Source organism: Agathobaculum sp. Marseille-P7918, assembly GCF_964248325.1.
GTDB lineage: Bacteria > Bacillota > Clostridia > Oscillospirales > Butyricicoccaceae > Agathobaculum.
Genome location: NZ_CAXTXI010000008.1, coordinates 75994 through 93738, shown reverse-complemented (window position 1 = coordinate 93738; position 17745 = coordinate 75994). Strand labels below are relative to the sequence as shown.

Here is a 17745-nt window from a genome sequence, read left to right as displayed (position 1 = left end):
GTAAATGGATGTGACTCTGGAGAACGCTCCGAAGGGAGCTGCCGAAGGTGCAAAGCGTGCGGCCGGGGAAACCGCGCGCCAATCTCTCAGGCAAAAGGACAGAGTGCGAACCACAGCGCAGGGCGGGCGCTTTTTTTGCGTTTTCTGCCGCGCTGTCCGGCCGTTCTTTCAGAGTCAGACCCTGAAACAGGGTTCTGGCTCTTTTTGTTTGCCGCAAAAACAGAAAAAGGGGTATGTAGGTAAAATGTCAATGGATCAACTGGCGGATCTTGTAAGCAAGATCAGCGACATCGTATGGAACAGCGTACTGCTGTATCTGCTGGTAGGCACCGGTATCATCTTCACCATCCGCACGCGGTTTGTGCAGGTGCGTAAGTTCGGCGCGGGCTGGAAGCGGCTGTTCGGCCACTTCTCACTCAACGGTGAAAAAGCGGGCAAGGACGGCATGAGTCCGTTTCAGGCGCTGACTACCGCCATTGCGGCGCAGGTCGGCACGGGCAACATCGCGGGCGCAGCCACCGCACTCTACTCCGGCGGCCCGGGTGCCATCTTTTGGATGTGGCTTTCCGCGTTCTTCGGCATGTCCACCATCTACGGCGAGGCTGTACTCGCGCAGAAGTACAAAACGGTCGACCAGTCGGGACACGTGACCGGCGGCCCGATTTACTATATCCGCGCCCGTTTTACCGGCGGCTTCGGCAAGTTCCTCGCTGTTTTCTTCTCGCTTGCGATTATCTTTGCGCTTGGCTTCACCGGCAACATGGTGCAGGCCAACTCGATCAGTGAGGCGTTCCAGAACGCCTTCGGCGTAGACAAGCGTATCATCGGCGTCATCTGCGCGGTTATTGCGGCGTTTATTTTCCTCGGCGGTGTCGGCCGTATCGCGGCGTTCACCGAAAAGGTCGTGCCGGTGATGGCCGGCTTCTACATGGTCGGCTGCGTTGTTATCCTGTGCATCAACCACGCCGCGATTATCCCCGCTCTTCGCTCCATCTTTGTTGCGGCGTTTGACCCGCAGGCCATCCTAGGCGGTGCGGTTGGTATCACCGTACGCGAAGCCATGCGCTACGGCGTGGCGCGCGGCCTGTTCTCCAACGAGGCCGGCATGGGTTCGACTCCGCACGCGCACGCGCTGGCAAAGGTCGAAAAGCCGCAGGATCAGGGCGAAATCGCCATCGTTTCCGTATTTATCGATACCTTTATCGTGCTGACGCTGACCGCGCTGGTCATTCTGACCTCGGGCCAGCTGCAGTCCGGCGTACCGGGTGCACTGCAAGGCACAGCGCTGGCACAGGCAGCCTTCAACTTTACGCTCGGCTCGTTCGGCAACGCTTTCGTCGCCATCTGCATGCTGTTCTTTGCGTTTTCGACCATCATTGGCTGGTATTTCTTCGGTGAAACCAATGTCAAGGCCCTGTTCGGCCAAAAGGCCACCAAGATCTACGCCGCCATCGTCGTGGTGTGCATCGTCATCGGCTCCGCACTCAAGGTCGATTTGGTTTGGAATTTGTCCGACCTGTTTAACGGCCTGATGGTGTTCCCCAACCTGATTGCACTGTTGTTCCTCTCCGGTATCGTGGCACGCGCCGCGCATGACGAGGACATTATGAAAAAGTAACCATTTATGTACAAAAAAGGCCGCTCTGTGCGGTCTTTTTTGTTATTTTACCCGGTTTTGTTTGACAAAACCACCCCATCGGGTATAATAAGGTTGAGTCACATAAGGGGGAACTTTTCTATGCAAAAGCTGCACGGCAAAAACCTGCTTCTCGTCGGGTTTACGCTGTTTTCCATGTTTTTTGGGGCGGGCAATCTGATTTTCCCGCCCTTTCTCGGCGCCGAGGCAGGCAGCACCGCTTGGCCGGCTTTTTTCGGCTTCGCCATGAGCGCAATCGGCCTGCCCGTACTGGGCGTGATTGCAGTGGCGCGGTCGGGTGGCCTTTCCGCTCTCGCCGGACGGGTCCATCCCCGTTTTGCTGCGGTATTCACCTTGCTCATTTATCTGTCCATCGGTCCGTGCCTTGCCATTCCACGCACGGCCAGCACCTCGTTTGAGATGTTCGCGCCCATCATCGGCGGCGGCACGGCAAAGCAGGCCGTATACTCGGTGGTGTTCTTCGCAGTTGCGTTCCTTGTTGCCCTGCGGCCGGACAAGCTGACCGACCGTTTGGGCAAGATTCTGTGCCCGACGCTGATTGTGCTGATTGTCGTGCTGTTTGCAGGCTGCCTGATTGCGCCGGTCGCGGCACACTACGGCACGGTGCAGCCAAACTATGCTTCGCTGCCGGTCGCGGCGGGCTTTCTCGGCGGCTACCAGACGATGGATACCATCGCGGCGCTCAACTTCGGTGCGGTCATTGCGCTCAACATTCGCGCCAAAGGCATCGAGGAGGATGGACAGGTCGTGCGCGGCACGATTCGCGCGGGCTGGATTGCGGGCGCGCTGCTGCTCATGATTTACGCGATGCTCACGCACGCAGGCGCACTGGCAGGCGCGGCCTTCCCGCTCGGCGAATCCGGCGCCGACACCCTTTCCGCCCTCGCTTACGCACTGTTTGGCACGCCCGGACGCGTGCTGCTTGCGGCAATCTTTCTGATTGCATGCCTGAACACCTGTATCGGCCTGATTTCCTGTGTCAGCGATTACTTCCACGGCCTTTTCCCGCACGTGTCCTACCGCGCATTTGCAGCGTTTTTCTCAGTGGCCAGCATGGTCGTGTCGAATATCGGGCTTGCGGGCATCATCCGCCTGTCTACGCCTGTGCTGAATGCAATCTATCCGGCGGCTATTGTGCTGATTGCGCTGTCTTTCGTGCCGCAGCTGGCGGCGTTTCGTCTGGTCTATCCGCTGACCGTCGGGCTGACCTGCGTGCAGAGCGTGACCGAAGCGCTGGCGCAAAGCGGTCTGTCCATTCCGCTCTGGACAAACGCGGTCACAGCCTTGCCGCTGACGCAGACAGGCTTCGGTTGGGTACTGCCCGCACTTGTGGGGCTGCTGCTGGGTCTGGTGCTCTCCCCCCGGCCGCTGACGAACACTTGACAGAGTATCCACAACCCTGTGTATAAAAAGACGCGGAAAAGCGTCTTTTTTTGCGCCGCTCCCCTCCTCGCGCCATAAGGTGCAATAGAACAAGAAAAGAACCGCCTTTGGGAGGTTCTTTCCATAAAAGCCATTTTATGTGCATACTTACGCGCAAAATGGCAAAAGGGCTGTGTCCGCGCTCCCGCGCGGCACAGCCCCCTCGATGAAAGCTATACGCTTTTCATCGAACTTCTTTAGATGGTGTTAATATCCACCATCTCACAGTTTTCAATCTTAATATCGCCCTCGAGGCAGCGCAGCAGTGCGGACGCCGTATCAATCGAGGTCAGGCACGGAATGGCGCGCTCGACTGCCGTGCGGCGGATGTGCACCGAGCCCAGCTCCGGATGACGGCCCTTGACCGAGGTGGCAACAACATAGTCAATCTTGCCGGACTCAATCAGGTCGATGATATTCGGGGACGGCTCATCCACGTTGCGGATGGCGTTGGTTGCAACCATGTGACGGTTGAGCACGTTCGCTGTGCCGCTGGTAGCGTAAATGTCAAAGCCAAGGGCTTCAAACCGCTCGCCGATACGGATAGCCTCCTGCTTGTCCGAATCGCGCACGGAAATGAGCACCGCGCCTTTTTTCTTCATCTTGAAGCCCGCGCCGATGAGACCCTTGAGCAGCGCCTCGCGGAACGAGGTCGAGACACCCAGCACCTCGCCGGTCGACTTCATCTCCGGCCCCAGCTGGGTATCGAGGTCGCGCAGCTTCTGGAACGAGAACACCGGCACCTTGACCGCGTAGTGGTCGCTCTCCGGATGCAGGCCGGTACCGCAGCCCATGTCGCGCAGCTTTTCACCGAACATGCAGCGGGTCGCCAAATCAACCATCGGTACGCCCGTCACCTTGGAGATATACGGCACGGTACGCGAGGAGCGCGGATTGACCTCAATGACATAAATCTGGTCGTTATACAGCACAAACTGGATGTTAACCAGACCGAGTACCGCCAGATTCTTGGCCAGCGCCTCGGTATAGCGGATGATGGTTTCCTTGTGCTTCGGCTCGATGTTGATAGAGGGATAAATCGAAATCGAGTCGCCCGAGTGAACGCCCGCGCGCTCAAAATGCTCCATGATGCCCGGGATGAGGATGTCTTCGCCGTCGCAGATGGCGTCGACCTCGATTTCACGGCCCATCATATATTTATCAACCAGCACGGGGTTTTCCACCTTATTGCGGGTGATGACCTTCATAAACTCGCGCACGTCCTCTTCCTTGTACGCGATTTCCATGCCCTGACCACCCAGAACATAAGACGGGCGCACGAGCACCGGATAGCCCAGCTCGTCGGCGGCCTTGACCGCTTCTTCCTCGGTCATAACCGTGTGGCCCGCCGGACGCGGAATACCGCACTTTTCCAGGATAACGTCGAACTTCTCGCGGTCCTCTGCCGCGTCGATGCTCCATGCGGGCGTGCCGAGAATCGGAATGCCCAGCTTTTCGATGTGCGCGGCGAGGTTGATGGCGGTCTGTCCGCCGAACTGCACAATCGCAAAGTCCGGCTTTTCGGCGCCCACCACACCGGTCACGTCCTCGGGCGTCAGCGGCTCGAAATACAGGCGGTCGGCCGTATCGAAGTCGGTCGAAACGGTCTCCGGGTTGTTGTTGATGATAACGGTTTCGCAGCCGAGCTTTTGCAGCGCCCAAACCGCATGCACCGAGCAGTAGTCGAACTCGATGCCCTGACCAATGCGAATCGGGCCGGAGCCAAGCACCAGCACCTTCTTTTTGCCGGAGGCGGGCTTGACCTCGGTCTCTTCGTCGTAGGTCGAGTAGTAATACGGGGTTTCTGCCTCAAACTCGGCGGCGCAGGTGTCTACCATCTTGTAAACCGGCAGACGCTTTACCCCGGAAATATCCTTGCCGGACAGCTCGACAATGGTCTTGTCCAGGAAGCCCATCTTCTTGGCGCGCAGATACAGGTCCTTGTCGATGGTTTCAGCCGTGGCAAGCTCCTTCTCCATGTCGACGATGTTCTGGAACTTATGCAGGAAGAAGGTATCCATCGTGGTGATCTCGTGAATCTCCTCGATGGTCATGATGCCGCGGCGCAGCGCCTCGCAGATGTGGAACAGACGCTGGTCGTCCGTGCGGGCAACGCCCTTCTTGATTTCCGCGTCCGACTGCTGCTGGATGCGCGGGGCAATCATGCTGTCCAGCTTGATTTCGCAGCCGCGCACGGCCTTCATCAGCGCACCCTCGAAGCTGTTGTCGATCGCCATGACCTCGCCCGTCGCCTTCATCTGCGTGCCGAGCGTGTTGTCCGCGTACACGAACTTGTCAAACGGCCAGCGCGGGAACTTGACCACACAGTAGTCGAGCGTCGGCTCGAAGCAGGCCTTGGTCTTTTTGGTGACGGCGTTTTCGATTTCGTCCAAGCCGTAGCCGACCGCAATCTTCGCGGTCACCTTGGCAATCGGATAACCGGTCGCCTTGGAGGCGAGCGCCGAGGAGCGCGATACGCGGGGGTTTACCTCGATAACCGCGTACTCGAACGAATTCGGATTGAGTGCGTACTGCACGTTGCAGCCACCCTCGATGCCCAGCTCGGTGATGATGTTGAGCGCAGAGGTGCGCAGCATCTGGTATTCCTTGTCGCACAGCGTCTGGCTGGGCGCGACAACGACCGAGTCGCCCGTGTGCACGCCGACCGGGTCGACATTTTCCATGTTACAAATCGTGATGGCGTTGCCCTTGTGGTCACGCATGACCTCGTATTCGATTTCCTTCCAGCCGGCAATACATTTCTCGACCAGAATTTCATCGACACGGGAATACATGATGCCGGTTGCGGCAATCTCGCGCAGCTGGTCCCACGTATAGGCAATACCGCCGCCTGTGCCGCCGAGCGTATACGCCGGGCGGATAATGACCGGCAGGCCGATTTCCCGGGTAAACTCGACCGCGTCCTCCACCGAGTGCACCACCTTGGACGCGATGCACGGCTCACCGATTTTTTCCATCGTGTCCTTGAACATCTGACGGTCCTCGGCCTTGGCGATGGTCTCGGGGTTTGCGCCGAGGAGCTTGACGCCCATCTTGTCAAGGAAGCCGCTCTCGCACAGCTCCATGGCGAGGTTCAGACCGGTCTGGCCGCCGAGGTTGGGCAGCAGCGAGTCCGGACGTTCTTTCTTGATGATTTCCTGCACCGCTTCCACAGTCAGCGGCTCGATATAGACCTTGTCGGCCATAGCCTTATCGGTCATGATGGTTGCAGGGTTGGAGTTGACAAGCACAACCTCCAGACCTTCCTCGCGCAGTGCGCGGCAGGCCTGCGTGCCCGCGTAGTCGAACTCGGCCGCCTGGCCGATGACGATGGGGCCGGAGCCCAGTACCATTACCTTATGAATATCCTTGCGCAGCGGCATTACTGAGCACCTCCCTTTGCTTTTGCAATGTTGTCCATGAATTTATCAAACAGATACGATGTGTCCATCGGGCCGGGGCAGACCTCGGGGTGATACTGCACGGTGAACACCGGACGGCCGATGTGCTCGACGCCCTCAACCGTACCGTCATTCAAATTGACATAGCGCACACGGGCGATGCTCGGGTCGACCGACTCGCCCACGACCGCGTAGCCGTGGTTCTGGCTGGTGATATAGGTGCGGTCCACGTCCAAATCCTTGACCGGATGGTTGACGCCGCGGTGACCGTACTTGAGCTTGGTGGTTTTCGCACCGATGGCAAGGCTTAAAAGCTGATGGCCGAGGCAGATGCCGAAAATCGGGATATTGCTTGCCAGCAGCTTCTTGAGGTTTTCAACGATTTCGACGTTTTCCGCCGGGTCGCCGGGGCCGTTGGACAGCATCACGCCGTCAAACTTGCCGATAACCTCCTCCGGCGGGGTGAGCGCCGGAATGGTGACAACCTCGCAGCCGCGCTTCTGCAGCTCACGCTCGATGTTGTACTTGACGCCGTAGTCATACAGCGCAATGCGGTATTTCTGCTCGCCTTCCGCCGGGTAAACGCGGCTCTCCTCGCAGGTGACCGACTTGACTGCGTCCTTGACAACATACGCCTTCATTTCCGCGACGGTCTGCTCATCCGGCTCGAAGCCCTCGGTGTAAATCACGCCGTTCATAACGCCTGCATTCCGCAGCTTGCGGGTCAGCGCACGGGTGTCAATGCCTGCAAGACCGACAACCTTCTGTTCCTTGAGGTATTCGTCCAGCGTCAGGCGGCAGCGCCAGTTGGACGGATACTCCGCGATTTCGCGCATGATAAAACCGGAAACCCAGCTCTTGCGGGATTCGTAATCGTCAAAGTTGATGCCGTAGTTGCCAATCAGCGGATAGGTCATGGTGACCACCTGACCATAATAAGACGGGTCGGTCAAAACCTCCTGATAACCGGCCATGCCCGTGTTGAACACGACCTCACCGATGCTCTGCCCTTCGTAGCCGACGGCCGTACCCTCAAACAGAGTGCCGTCTGCGAGCAGTAAATACGCTTTTTTCAAGTGAAAATCACTCCCAATTCAATCCTGATTATTCTGTCTTTCGGTCATGCACCGATTATGCTTATCGAATCGCCGCGACAATGTCATCGCGCATGCGGATGGCTTCCGCGCGTGCAGCTTCCTTATAATCCTCGCCGTTATTGCCGGTCTTTTTCCACGCGCACATAATGCCGCGCGAGGAGTTGACGATAGCGCCGAGTCCGTCGTCATTGAAGGCGTTTGCAATGTCCTTTGCGGTCGCGCCCTGCGCGCCGTAGCCCGGCACGAGGAAATAGCTCTTGGGCAGCAGCTCACGGATGATTTTCTGCTCCTCCGGATAGGTCGCGCCAACCACCGCGCCAACCTGATTGTAGCCGCAAGGTGTATCCAGACCCTCGCCCCACTTGGCGACCATCTCAGCCATGCGCGCGTAAAGCGGCTTGCCCTCCATATCGCGGTTCTGCAGTTCGCCGGAGGACGGGTTGGAGGTTTTAACGAGCATAAACAGGCTCTTGTCCCGCTCGCGGCACTCCTTGAGGAACGGCTCGACGCCGTCCGTACCCAGATAACCGTTGACGGTCACGCTATCGCAGCCATAGGGCGCGATTTCGGTATCGCCTACACGGGTCTTGCCCAGATACGCCTCGGCATAGGCGGTTGCGGTCGCGCCGATGTCGTTGCGCTTGATATCACCAATGACGTACATGCCCTTGGCGTGCGCGTAGTCGATGGTCTCCTTGAGCGCCATCGCGCCGTACGAGCCGAGCAGCTCATAGTATGCCGCCTGCGGCTTGACCGCGGGCACGATGTCGCACAGTGCGTCAATCAGGCCGCAGTTGAACGCGACTACGCTCTCGGCCGCCGCGCGCAGCGTCTCGCCGTGCAGCATCATGTTGCGTCCCGCGATGTGCTGCGGGATGTACTCCAGCCGCGCATCCAGACCGGCTACGGTCGGGTTACCCTTTTCCTTGATTTTTTCTACCAGTGTTTGGATGGACATAGATATTCTTCCTTTCTCAGCTGCAAGCGGTTATCCTACGTTTCACTGCTCAAAATAACAACATTGTCTGCGCCGTCGACCTCGGTCAGGCGCACGCTGACGCGCTCGTCGCGCGCGGTCGGCAGGTTTTTTCCGATATAATCCGGTCGGATGGGCACCTCTCGGTGGCCGCGGTCTATCAGCACGGCAAGCTGAATACGCCCCGCACGTCCCTGATGGGACACCGCTTCGATTGCGGCGCGCACCGTGCGGCCGGTATACAGCACATCGTCCACCAGCACGACCGTCGCGCCCTCGATGCGCGCATCGGGCGGCGATTTGGGCGTTTCCGCGCGCGGCTTATCGTCCCGCCACGGGGTTACGTCCAGCTCGAGCACCGGCGGCGTACGCCCTTCGACCTCCCCGAGCTTTTTTGCAATGCGCTGGGCCAGAAACACGCCGCGCGTTTTTACTCCGGCCAGCAGCAGGTTTTCCGCACCCTTGTTTTTTTCGATGATTTCAAAGGCGATACGGGTCAGCGCGCGGCGCACACCGTCCGCATCCATAATCACGGCCTTTTGTTCGGCCATCCTGCCACCTCCCATCGGAAAAATTTACAAAAAAACAGCCTCCTGCGCCGAAAGCAGAAAGCCGTACCTCAAAATTACACCTGTCCCCCATTCTCCGGCTGACGGCGTATGCACTGTTTTCTGCCTTGGCGGCTCACGGGCCGCGCCTTAAAGGCGGATTGTTTCATTTATTATATCGTATGAATCGGCTTTTGTAAACAGACGATACCACAAAACAATTTTGTTTTTTTATACAAATTTTGTTGCCGCCGCATAACGTAAGGATTCGCGCAAAGCGGACATACTATGTTCGGCGGCACCCAAATCTTTTTTTGAAAGGCGGCGGACAAATCATGCGGGTATCTCCCTTCATTTCAGGCATTGCGACCGGTGCGGTCGCGGGCGCGGTCGTCTCCATGATGGCGGCGGGCGCGATGATGAATCCTTCGGTGCGGCGCAGTGCGCAGCACGCAGCGAACAAGGCGGAGCACGCCATGCACAAGGCGGCCAATAACGTCGGCCACATGCTGGGCTGACGGCACAAAAAAGGAGAAGCACATCGGCTTCTCCTTTTTTATATTTTTTATGCTGCATTCGCATCTGCGGTATGCCCCAGTTTCTTATCATGCAGCCGGCGCGCGGCATACACAACGGGTGTATCGAGCAAGGACGTAAAAATAAAAATCACATAGCTCGACAGCGCAACCGAAATCAGCGTCGGGATATCATACGTACCCCAGAACGCGAGCGCAGTAAACAGCACAGTGTTGACCAGCTGAGAAACCAGTGTCGAGCCGTTGTTGCGCAGCCAGAGGAACGCGCGGTGATCGCCTGTGCGCTTTTCGGTGATTTCCCACCATTTATGATACAGCCAGACATCGAACACCTGCGCCACCGCATACACCGCAAGCGACGACAGCATCATACGCGGGGTGTTGGAGAAAATCGCCGCCATGGACGGCATCGCCCAGTCATTCACCGACGGGATATAGGCCAGCCAGGACTGCGAAACCAGAATGAACAGCACATTCGCGGCAATTCCTGCCCATACCGCCTGCTGCGCAGCCTTTTTGCCCGCAACCTCGCTCAAAATATCGGTCACCAGGAAGGTGGTCGCAAACAGAATGTTGCCCAGTGTCATCTCCATGCCGAATGCATCCACCAGAATCATAACCTCAATGTTCGCCGCAATGGTTGCAAACACGGTAAACGCCATCAGGCCTCCGGTGCCGAACAGGTAAAACCATAGCAGCACCGCGCCGTACAGCACCACCAGCGTACCAATCAACAATAATTCGTTTGTCATTTTACTTCTCCTACGCCAAAATCTGTATTTTCCAACAGAATATCCACACGCGGGTTGTCCCGGTAGAGCGGATACACCTCACGCACAAAGGCCGCGCGCGACGTGTCATCCGGCCGGATGGGTGTGGTGTTCGGAACCATGATGTTGACGCAGACGCGGTCAAAATGGGCAAGACCGGTCTCGATGTCGTGCCGCATGCTGTCCGCCGTCTGCCCGGCAAGGCCGAACAGCAGGCAGCAGTCGTCAAAGTCCGCGGCAATCTTCGCGGGGTCGGTCTCGTCAATGCCCTTATCGAGCACCCGCTCGCGGTAGTCCGCGTCGAAGGTCTCCACGCCGATTTTGACATGCAGCGTGACCCCCTGCTCTGCAAACCGCGCGCGCAGCGCGGCGAGCGTTTTGCGAAACAGCCAGTGGCTTTCGATGTACAGGTCGCGGATGCCCTTCTCGCGGCAGACGCGCTCCACCTCGCGGATGGTGGACTCGTCCAGCTCGGCAAACGAGCCGGAATTAATTGCCTCCAAACGACCGTACTGACCCGTTACCTGCGCCAGCACCGCACGGTTGAGGGTCAGATTTGCCTGCTCGTCGCGCGATGCATCCAGATGGTAGTCGCAGAAGCGGCAGCGTTTCCATGCGCAGCCCCGCCCGCGCAGCAGCACGATTTCGCGCGGATTTTTGTCCTCGATTACCGAATAGCGGGTCATCTCCACCGGTTATTCCCCTCTCTTTTACAAAAAAATAAGGCGTACCCTAAACGGTACACCATCCACTGACCCGCGCCGTCAGGCGCGCAATCAAACAGAAAATTTGCAAACCTGCAAATTTTCATCAAAAATCAGGACATGCGCCTGATTTTTGATACCAGAAAGCGATTTTGTGTGCCGCTGCTGCGGCGCGCAAAATTGCGCCCAGGCTTTGTCCGCGCTTTGCGCGGCACAGCCCCCTCGATGAAAACCGTGGTTTTCATCGAAGCCGTTCCCTTAGTTTTGTTTAAAGACAGGATGGTTCCGAACTGTCTGTTATGGAATTGCTTTTCCATTATACTGGATTTCTGCCGAAAGTCAAGCATATACTTTCCCGAATGGAGGGATGTGCATGACCGTGGACACCATCGCGCGCATAAATGACGCCGTGCGCGGCGTCATCTGGGGTGTTCCCATGCTGATACTGCTGGTCGGCACGGGCGTTTACTTCACCCTGCGCACCGGCCTGTTTCAGGTGCGGTACATCCGGCTGTGGATGGGGCGCACCATATTATCCTGCTTTTCCGGTAAAGTGCGGCAGACGGGCGGCATTTCCCCCTTCGCGACCGTGTGTACCGCGCTTGCGGCGACGGTCGGCACGGGCAACATCGCAGGCGTGGCTACCGCGCTGACCATCGGCGGCCCGGGCGCGGTGTTCTGGATGTGGATTGCGGCTTTTTTCGGCATGATGACCGCGTTTGCGGAAAATACGCTCGGCATGCTGTACCGCGAAAAAGGGCCGGACGGCGCATGGCGCGGCGGACCGATGTATTATCTGAAAAAGGGGCTGCACGCACCTGTAGTGGCTGCGGCGTTTGCACTGTTCTGCACGCTGGCTTCGTTCGGCATCGGCAACATGAGCCAGTGCAACTCGATTGCAGGCGGGCTGCACGGCGTATTCGGTGTACCGCCGCTTGCGACTGGCCTCGCCACCGCCGCTCTGCTGGGTGCGGTCATGCTGGGCGGGCTGAAACGCATTTCGCGCGTGACCACCGCACTCGTGCCCGCCATGGCGCTGTTTTACATGGGCGGCGCGGCAATTGTGCTCTGGTGCCGCCGCGAATTTCTTCCACAAGCCTGTGGACAAATTTTTGCCTGCGCGTTCAACCTTCGAGCGGCGGGCGGCGGCGCGGTCGGCTTCGGGATTCAGCAGGCCATCCGCATCGGCATTTCGCGCGGCGTGTTCTCCAACGAGGCCGGCCTCGGTTCGTCGGTGATGGTACATACGGCAGCAGACGCAAAAGAGCCGTGCGAACAGGGCATGTGGGCGGTGTTCGAGGTATTTTTCGACACGATTGTCATGTGTACTGTGACTGCGCTCGTCATTCTGTCAAGCGGCGTCTACGACCCTGTACAATACGGCCTTGCGGCGGGTACGCCGCTGCTCCAGCGGATGGAAACCGGCGCGGCGCTGACCGCGCGCGCTTTTTCCGTGGTGTTCGGTGCGCCGGGCGGCGCATTTGTCGCGGTATCGCTGGCGCTGTTTGCCTTTTCTACCCTGCTCGGCTGGTCGTATTACGGCCAACGCGCCGCAGAATACCTGTTTGGGCCGCGCGCGGTTCCCGTTTATAAGGTGTTATTCGTCGCGGCGGCCGCGGCGGGCTGCGTTATGCGGCTGGATTTGGCGTGGGCGCTGTCCGACACCTTCAATGGCCTGATGGCGCTGCCCAATCTTGCGGGCGTGCTTGCACTGCGGCGCGACGTGCTGGGCGAGTGGCGGCGCTACCGCCGGTCAAACCATATTATTTGACAATTCCTTCTATTTTCCTACTCTCTTCCCCCACATATTGCACAAATTTACGGCTTTTGCTTCTAAAAACTGTTTTTGACCTTGTCAAGCCGGTCCAATCCATATAAAATAAAAGAGCATTGCAGGAATCAAACAAATATCCTGCAAAATAAAGGGGGAAAATGGAATGGATTTAACGGCAACCGTGTGGACGCTGCTGCCGCCAATCATTGCAATTGCACTGGCGCTGATCACCAAGGAGGTTTACTCCTCCCTGCTCATCGGCATTCTGGCAGGCGCGCTGCTTTACACAGGCTTTAACCCGCTGCATGCAGTCGAAACGACCTTCACGGTCATGGGCGGCAAGCTCGGGGACAACATCAACATCTGTATCTTTCTGGTGCTGCTGGGCATTCTGGTGTCACTGGTCACCAAATCGGGCGCGTCCCGCGCCTACGGCGACTGGGCGGTCAAAACCATCCGGACACGCCGCGGCGCTTCGTTTGCAACCTCGTTCCTCGGCATGTTCATTTTTGTCGACGACTACTTCAACTGCCTGACCGTCGGCACGGTCATGCGTCCGGTTACGGATAAATACAACATCACGCGCGCAAAGCTCGCATACATCATCGACGCGACCGCCGCGCCCATCTGCATTATCGCGCCGATTTCAAGCTGGGCGGCAGCTGTCGGCTCGTCTCTGCCCGAATCCAGCGCGATGGATGGCTTCTCGCTCTTTTTGCAGACCATCCCGATGAACCTGTACGCGCTTTTGACCATCCTGTTCCTGATTTGGCTGATGGCAGTCGATTTCGACTTTGGACCGATGGCAAAGTATGAGCGCGCGCACCGCGGCGAGGACCTCTCCCATCAGGAGGAAAACTACGTCGTCGGCGGCGCAGGCAAGGTGTATGACCTCATTCTGCCCATCTGCGTGCTGATCGTGCTGTGCATCGCGGGCATGCTGTACACCGGCGGCATTCTGGAGGGTGTGAGCATTGTGAACGCATTCGCTAATTGCGACTCTTCCACCTCGCTGGTGCTTGGTTCGTTCTTTACGCTGGTCTTTACCTTTATTCTTTACATTCCGCGCAAAGTGCTGTCCTTTGGACAGTTCTGCGAGGCATTTACTGAGGGCTTTAAGTCCATGGTGCCCGCCATTCTGATTCTGACACTCGCGTGGACGCTGTCCGGCGTGTGTTCGGAGGATTATCTCAATATCGGCGGCTTTGTCTCCTCGGTGGTCAACGGCAACTCCATGGTGTCCATGCTGATGCCCGCCATCTTCTTCCTGATTGCGCTCGGCCTTGCCTTTGCAACCGGCACCTCTTGGGGTACGTTCGGCATCCTCATCCCGATTGCGGTTGCGGTCTTCGGTGACGCACCGAGCACCATGCTGGTAATGACCGTGGCTGCCTGTCTGTCCGGCGCGGTCTGCGGCGACCATATCTCGCCTATCTCGGATACCACGATTCTGGCATCTGCGGGCGCGCAGTGCAATCATATCGACCATGTCTCCACCCAGATGCCCTACGCGCTGATGATTGCCGCTATCAGCTTTACCGGTTTTCTCGTCGGCGGCGTTGTCGGCAGCGGCATTGTCGCGCTTGCGCTGGGCATTGTGCTGCTGGTGATTGTCGCCCTGCTGATTACCGCACGGCAAAAGAAAAACAAGGCGTAACCCATTGCACTTTCTGACAACTGCATCTTTTCACGGCTCCCCCAACCGGGGGAGCCTGTTCTCTGCACCTGACACACCCCGATTGACCGAAAGGAAGGAATCCCGTTGACCACCGATCTGACCGAAGGAAAACCCTCATCCAAACTGTTCTGGTTCTCACTGCCGCTGCTGCTGAGCGTCGCCTTTCAGCAGCTCTACCAGATGGCCGACTCGATGATTGTCGGCCGCTTTGCGGCAACGCCCGCCGCAGGCGAACTGGCGCTCGCCGCCGTCGGCGCAAGCTACCCGATTACCCAGCTGTTCGTCGCGGTCGCAACCGGCGTGAACATCGGTACGAGCGTACTGGTGTCGCAATTGTTCGGCGCAAAGCGCTATCTGCGCATGAAAACCGCTATTTCCACCGCTCTGCTGACCACCACTGTCATTGCACTGCTGCTGACGCTCATCGGCACGCTTGCCACCGGCGGCATTATGCGCGCGCTGCAAACGCCGGAAAATATCTTTGTCGACGGTTCGCTCTATCTGCGGGTGTACGTATTCGGTCTGCTGTTCCTGTTCATCTATAACGTCTGCACCGGTATCTTCAACGCGATGGGCGACAGCCGCACTCCGCTCATCCTGCTCATCCTGTCCTCGGTGAGCAACGTCATTCTCGACCTTGTGTTCGTGGCGGTGTTCCAGTGGGGCGTTGCAGGCGTTGCATGGGCGACCTTCATCGCACAGGGATGCGCGGGCGCGCTGGCCTTTCTGCTGCTGCTGCGCCGGGTACGCTCGTTCGACACCGGCGGGCACTTCCTGCTGTTTTCGCCCGACATGCTGCGCCGTCTGACCAATTACGCCATTCCCTCCATCGCGCAGCAGAGCTTTGTCTCGGTCGGCAATGTGATTATCCAGTATTATGTCAACCTGTGCGGCGCGACCGTCATTGCGGGCTTCTCGGCGGCGACCAAGGTCAATATGTTTGCGCTGACCTGCTGCATGTCGTTCTCCTCCGGTCTGTCCAGCTATGTCGCGCAGAACATCGGCGCGCGCAAGCTCGACCGCATCGGTCCGGGTCTCAAAGCGGGCGCGACCTTCTCCATCGCCCTTGCGCTTGTCTTTATGGCGGTCTATCTGCTGTTTGCGGATTTTCTCATCAGCCTGTTTATCCCGGCGGGCAGCTCCTCGGGCGTCATCGACGTCGGACGGCAGTATCTGTTCGTTGTCACACCGTTCTATATCATCGTGTGTATCAAATTTGTCTGCGACAGTGTGCTGCGCGGCGCGGGTGCGATGCGACCGTTCATGATTACGACCTTTTCCGACCTGATTATCCGCGTGGTGCTCTCGATTGTGCTGTTCCACGTCTGGCGTGAACTGGGCATCTGGCTGTCCTGGCCGCTTGGCTGGTTCCTCGGTTCGGGACTTTCCGTGTGGTTCTACAAGACCGGCGTATGGCGCAAAAACCTTCCCACGTTATAACCAAACAGGGCTTCCTTTCGGGAAGCCCTGTTTTTTTGGTATAATGCAGCGCTTTCCCATGCAAAATATGGACGGGAAGGAAGGGGAAAAGCCTTGCTAAAGCTCATTCATGCGAGTAAAATATATCATGACAGCGGGGTGCAGGCACTGCGTAATGTGAATCTGCATGTTGCATCCGGCGACTATGTTTCCATTACCGGTGCATCCGGTTCGGGAAAGAGTACACTCATGCACATTCTCGGTCTGCTCGACACGCTGACTGAGGGACAATACCTGCTCGGCGGGGCGGATGTTTCCCGCCTGCCTCCGCGCACGCTTGCGCGACTGCGCAGCGAGCAAATCGGGTTTATCTTTCAGGGCTTCCGTCTGCTGCCCGGCATGACCGCACTGGAAAATGTCGCGCTGCCGCTCGCTCTGCAAGGGGTGCCGCGCGCCGAACGGCTGGAACGCGCCGAACAGGCGCTGGCACGCGTCGGTCTGTCAGAACGGACCACCCATCGGCCCGATCAGCTTTCGGGCGGCCAGCAGCAGCGCGTGGCGATCGCCCGTGCGGTTGTCACAAAGCCCGGCGTTGTACTGGCTGACGAGCCGACCGCGGGACTCGACCCCGAAGCCGCGGAAGATGTGCTCGGTCTGCTGGACGGCCTGCACCGCGCGGGACATACTATTATATTGATAACGCACGACCGCGCCGCAGCTTTGCGGGCGGCTCGTCGGCTGTTTCTGGAAGGCGGCGTGCTTTCCGGCGGATAACTACTTTCAGGGAGGTTGTTTATGAATCGACGGGATAAGACAAATTATTATCTGGATATGGCGCAGGTTGCGCTCGAGCGTGGCACCTGCCTGCGGCGTAATTTCGGCGCGGTAATTGTGAAAAACGACGTTATTGTGTCCACCGGCTATACCGGCGCGCCGCGCGGCCGGGCAAACTGCATCGACATCGGCACCTGCATTCGGCAGAAAATGGGCATTCCGCGCGGCGAGCGGTATGAGTTCTGTCGCTCGGTACACGCTGAGGCCAACGCCATCATTGCTGCGCCGCGTGAGCAGATGCTGGGCGCGACGCTCTATCTGGTCGGGCGCGACATGTCCACGGGCGAAATTATGCGGGACGCAAATTCCTGTACAATGTGCAAGCGCATGATTATCAACGCGGGCATCGAAAAAGTGGTCATCCGCCGGGATGAAGATACATACGACACGATTGATGTATCCGACTGGGTGGCCCACGATGATATATTAGACGGAAAAACGGGCTACTGACCCGCTTTTCTACATAACAAAAGGAGGATATTTCCTATGGAACTGAAAATTTTCAAATGCATGCACTGCGGCAACATTATTGAAATGATTGACGACCATCATGTACCGGTCATGTGCTGCGGCGAGAAAATGAAGGAATTCAAGGCGGGTGAGACCGATGGTGCAGCGGAAAAGCATGTGCCGGTCGTGACAGTCGAGGGCGATGTGGTTCGCGCCAAGGTGGGCGAGGTCCAGCACCCGATGACCGAAGAGCACCACATCGCGTTCATCTGGCTGGTGACCGATAAGGGCGTACACCGCGCGGTGCTCGACCACACGGGCGCTCCCGAGGCGGTATTCCGTCTGGCGGACGGCGAAAAGGCCGAAGCGGTTTACGAATTGTGCAATCTGCACGGTCTGTGGAAGGCTGCGCTGTAAACAGAATTAGCAAAAACAGGCTGCTTTTGCAGCCTGTTTTTGTTGTTATTTGTGCTGTTACC

At 58.0% G+C, this 17745-nt stretch carries 16 protein-coding genes and 1 riboswitch; of the genes, 9 read left to right on the top strand and 7 right to left on the bottom strand.

All coding sequences use genetic code 11. The features are described 5' to 3' along the window. The first annotated feature begins 6 nt into the window (after positions 1–6). A riboswitch (glycine riboswitch) is annotated at positions 7–112 on the top strand. A 138-nt stretch (positions 113–250) separates the two neighbouring features. Together ACESSO_RS11545 and brnQ are read left to right on the top strand one after the other, a co-directional pair. Next, the gene (locus ACESSO_RS11545) at positions 251–1618 is read left to right on the top strand and encodes an alanine/glycine:cation symporter family protein (RefSeq protein WP_373165488.1); all 1368 of its coding nucleotides are present in this window, start codon (positions 251–253) and stop codon (positions 1616–1618) included. 120 nt (positions 1619–1738) lie between these two features. Next, positions 1739–3040, top strand: coding sequence for a branched-chain amino acid transport system II carrier protein (gene brnQ / locus ACESSO_RS11540; protein ID WP_373165486.1), 1302 nt, complete (start codon positions 1739–1741; stop codon positions 3038–3040). A 236-nt stretch (positions 3041–3276) separates the two neighbouring features. Here brnQ and carB read toward each other — a convergent pair whose 3' ends face one another. The 4 genes from carB to pyrR all read right to left on the bottom strand — a co-directional run bounded on the left by carB (position 3277) and on the right by pyrR (position 9104). Further along, entirely contained in the window at positions 3277–6462 is a 3186-nt protein-coding gene (carB, locus tag ACESSO_RS11535) for a carbamoyl-phosphate synthase large subunit (RefSeq protein WP_373165485.1), read from the bottom strand. Continuing rightward, positions 6462–7556: a carbamoyl phosphate synthase small subunit gene (locus ACESSO_RS11530; protein ID WP_373165483.1), complete on the bottom strand. Its 1095-nt coding sequence runs from the start codon at positions 7554–7556 to the stop codon at positions 6462–6464. The genes carB and ACESSO_RS11530 overlap by 1 nt, the downstream gene beginning before the upstream one ends. Positions 7557–7617: 61 nt before the next feature. Continuing rightward, the gene (gene pyrF / locus ACESSO_RS11525; protein WP_373165481.1) at positions 7618–8535 is read right to left on the bottom strand and encodes an orotidine-5'-phosphate decarboxylase; all 918 of its coding nucleotides are present in this window, start codon (positions 8533–8535) and stop codon (positions 7618–7620) included. Positions 8536–8570: 35 nt separating this feature from the next. Beyond that, positions 8571–9104: a bifunctional pyr operon transcriptional regulator/uracil phosphoribosyltransferase PyrR gene (gene pyrR, locus ACESSO_RS11520; protein WP_373165480.1), complete on the bottom strand. Its 534-nt coding sequence runs from the start codon at positions 9102–9104 to the stop codon at positions 8571–8573. Positions 9105–9436: 332 nt separating this feature from the next. Here pyrR and ACESSO_RS11515 point away from each other — a divergent pair, with 332 nt between their 5' ends. Beyond that, positions 9437–9619, top strand: coding sequence for a hypothetical protein (locus tag ACESSO_RS11515; protein WP_297284339.1), 183 nt, complete (start codon positions 9437–9439; stop codon positions 9617–9619). A gap of 47 nt (positions 9620–9666) precedes the next feature. Here the strand turns inward: ACESSO_RS11515 and ACESSO_RS11510 are convergent, their stop codons facing one another. The 3 genes from ACESSO_RS11510 to ACESSO_RS11500 form a co-directional block, all read right to left on the bottom strand. After that, the gene (locus ACESSO_RS11510; RefSeq protein WP_373165477.1) at positions 9667–10389 is read right to left on the bottom strand and encodes a queuosine precursor transporter; all 723 of its coding nucleotides are present in this window, start codon (positions 10387–10389) and stop codon (positions 9667–9669) included. Continuing rightward, a complete protein-coding gene (locus ACESSO_RS11505) occupies positions 10386–11093 on the bottom strand; it encodes a radical SAM protein (RefSeq protein WP_373165475.1) in 708 nt (235 codons plus the stop codon). Before ACESSO_RS11505 ends, ACESSO_RS11510 begins: the two co-directional genes overlap by 4 nt. A 131-nt stretch (positions 11094–11224) precedes the next feature. Next, entirely contained in the window at positions 11225–11428 is a 204-nt protein-coding gene (locus ACESSO_RS11500; protein WP_373165474.1) for a hypothetical protein, read from the bottom strand. A gap of 56 nt (positions 11429–11484) precedes the next feature. On the opposite strand from ACESSO_RS11500, the gene ACESSO_RS11495 reads away from it, so the two are divergent. The 6 genes from ACESSO_RS11495 to ACESSO_RS11470 all read left to right on the top strand — a co-directional run bounded on the left by ACESSO_RS11495 (position 11485) and on the right by ACESSO_RS11470 (position 17683). Beyond that, positions 11485–12882: an alanine/glycine:cation symporter family protein gene (locus ACESSO_RS11495; RefSeq protein WP_373165472.1), complete on the top strand. Its 1398-nt coding sequence runs from the start codon at positions 11485–11487 to the stop codon at positions 12880–12882. Positions 12883–13048: 166 nt separating this feature from the next. Next, the gene (locus ACESSO_RS11490; RefSeq protein WP_373165471.1) at positions 13049–14542 is read left to right on the top strand and encodes a Na+/H+ antiporter NhaC family protein; all 1494 of its coding nucleotides are present in this window, start codon (positions 13049–13051) and stop codon (positions 14540–14542) included. A gap of 105 nt (positions 14543–14647) precedes the next feature. Further along, positions 14648–16003: an MATE family efflux transporter gene (locus tag ACESSO_RS11485; protein ID WP_373165470.1), complete on the top strand. Its 1356-nt coding sequence runs from the start codon at positions 14648–14650 to the stop codon at positions 16001–16003. A 93-nt stretch (positions 16004–16096) separates the two neighbouring features. After that, entirely contained in the window at positions 16097–16756 is a 660-nt protein-coding gene (locus tag ACESSO_RS11480) for an ABC transporter ATP-binding protein (protein ID WP_373165468.1), read from the top strand. Positions 16757–16777: 21 nt separating this feature from the next. Then, positions 16778–17266: a cytidine/deoxycytidylate deaminase family protein gene (locus ACESSO_RS11475; protein WP_373165467.1), complete on the top strand. Its 489-nt coding sequence runs from the start codon at positions 16778–16780 to the stop codon at positions 17264–17266. Positions 17267–17302: 36 nt separating this feature from the next. Continuing rightward, positions 17303–17683 carry a desulfoferrodoxin family protein gene (locus ACESSO_RS11470; protein WP_373165466.1) on the top strand — a complete coding sequence of 127 codons (381 nt, stop codon included), beginning with the start codon at positions 17303–17305 and terminating at the stop codon, positions 17681–17683. Positions 17684–17745 lie beyond the last annotated feature (62 nt).

Coding starts and splice junctions, on each gene's coding strand:
- ACESSO_RS11545 (WP_373165488.1), top strand. CDS start 251: ATGGATCAACTGGCGGATCTTGTAAGCAAGATCAGCGACATCGTATGG.
- brnQ (WP_373165486.1), top strand. CDS start 1,739: ATGCAAAAGCTGCACGGCAAAAACCTGCTTCTCGTCGGGTTTACGCTG.
- carB (WP_373165485.1), bottom strand. CDS start 6,462: ATGCCGCTGCGCAAGGATATTCATAAGGTAATGGTACTGGGCTCCGGC.
- pyrF (WP_373165481.1), bottom strand. CDS start 8,535: ATGTCCATCCAAACACTGGTAGAAAAAATCAAGGAAAAGGGTAACCCG.
- pyrR (WP_373165480.1), bottom strand. CDS start 9,104: ATGGCCGAACAAAAGGCCGTGATTATGGATGCGGACGGTGTGCGCCGC.
- ACESSO_RS11515 (WP_297284339.1), top strand. CDS start 9,437: ATGCGGGTATCTCCCTTCATTTCAGGCATTGCGACCGGTGCGGTCGCG.
- ACESSO_RS11510 (WP_373165477.1), bottom strand. CDS start 10,389: ATGACAAACGAATTATTGTTGATTGGTACGCTGGTGGTGCTGTACGGC.
- ACESSO_RS11505 (WP_373165475.1), bottom strand. CDS start 11,093: ATGACCCGCTATTCGGTAATCGAGGACAAAAATCCGCGCGAAATCGTG.
- ACESSO_RS11500 (WP_373165474.1), bottom strand. CDS start 11,428: ATGGAAAAGCAATTCCATAACAGACAGTTCGGAACCATCCTGTCTTTA.
- ACESSO_RS11495 (WP_373165472.1), top strand. CDS start 11,485: ATGACCGTGGACACCATCGCGCGCATAAATGACGCCGTGCGCGGCGTC.
- ACESSO_RS11490 (WP_373165471.1), top strand. CDS start 13,049: ATGGATTTAACGGCAACCGTGTGGACGCTGCTGCCGCCAATCATTGCA.
- ACESSO_RS11475 (WP_373165467.1), top strand. CDS start 16,778: ATGAATCGACGGGATAAGACAAATTATTATCTGGATATGGCGCAGGTT.
- ACESSO_RS11470 (WP_373165466.1), top strand. CDS start 17,303: ATGGAACTGAAAATTTTCAAATGCATGCACTGCGGCAACATTATTGAA.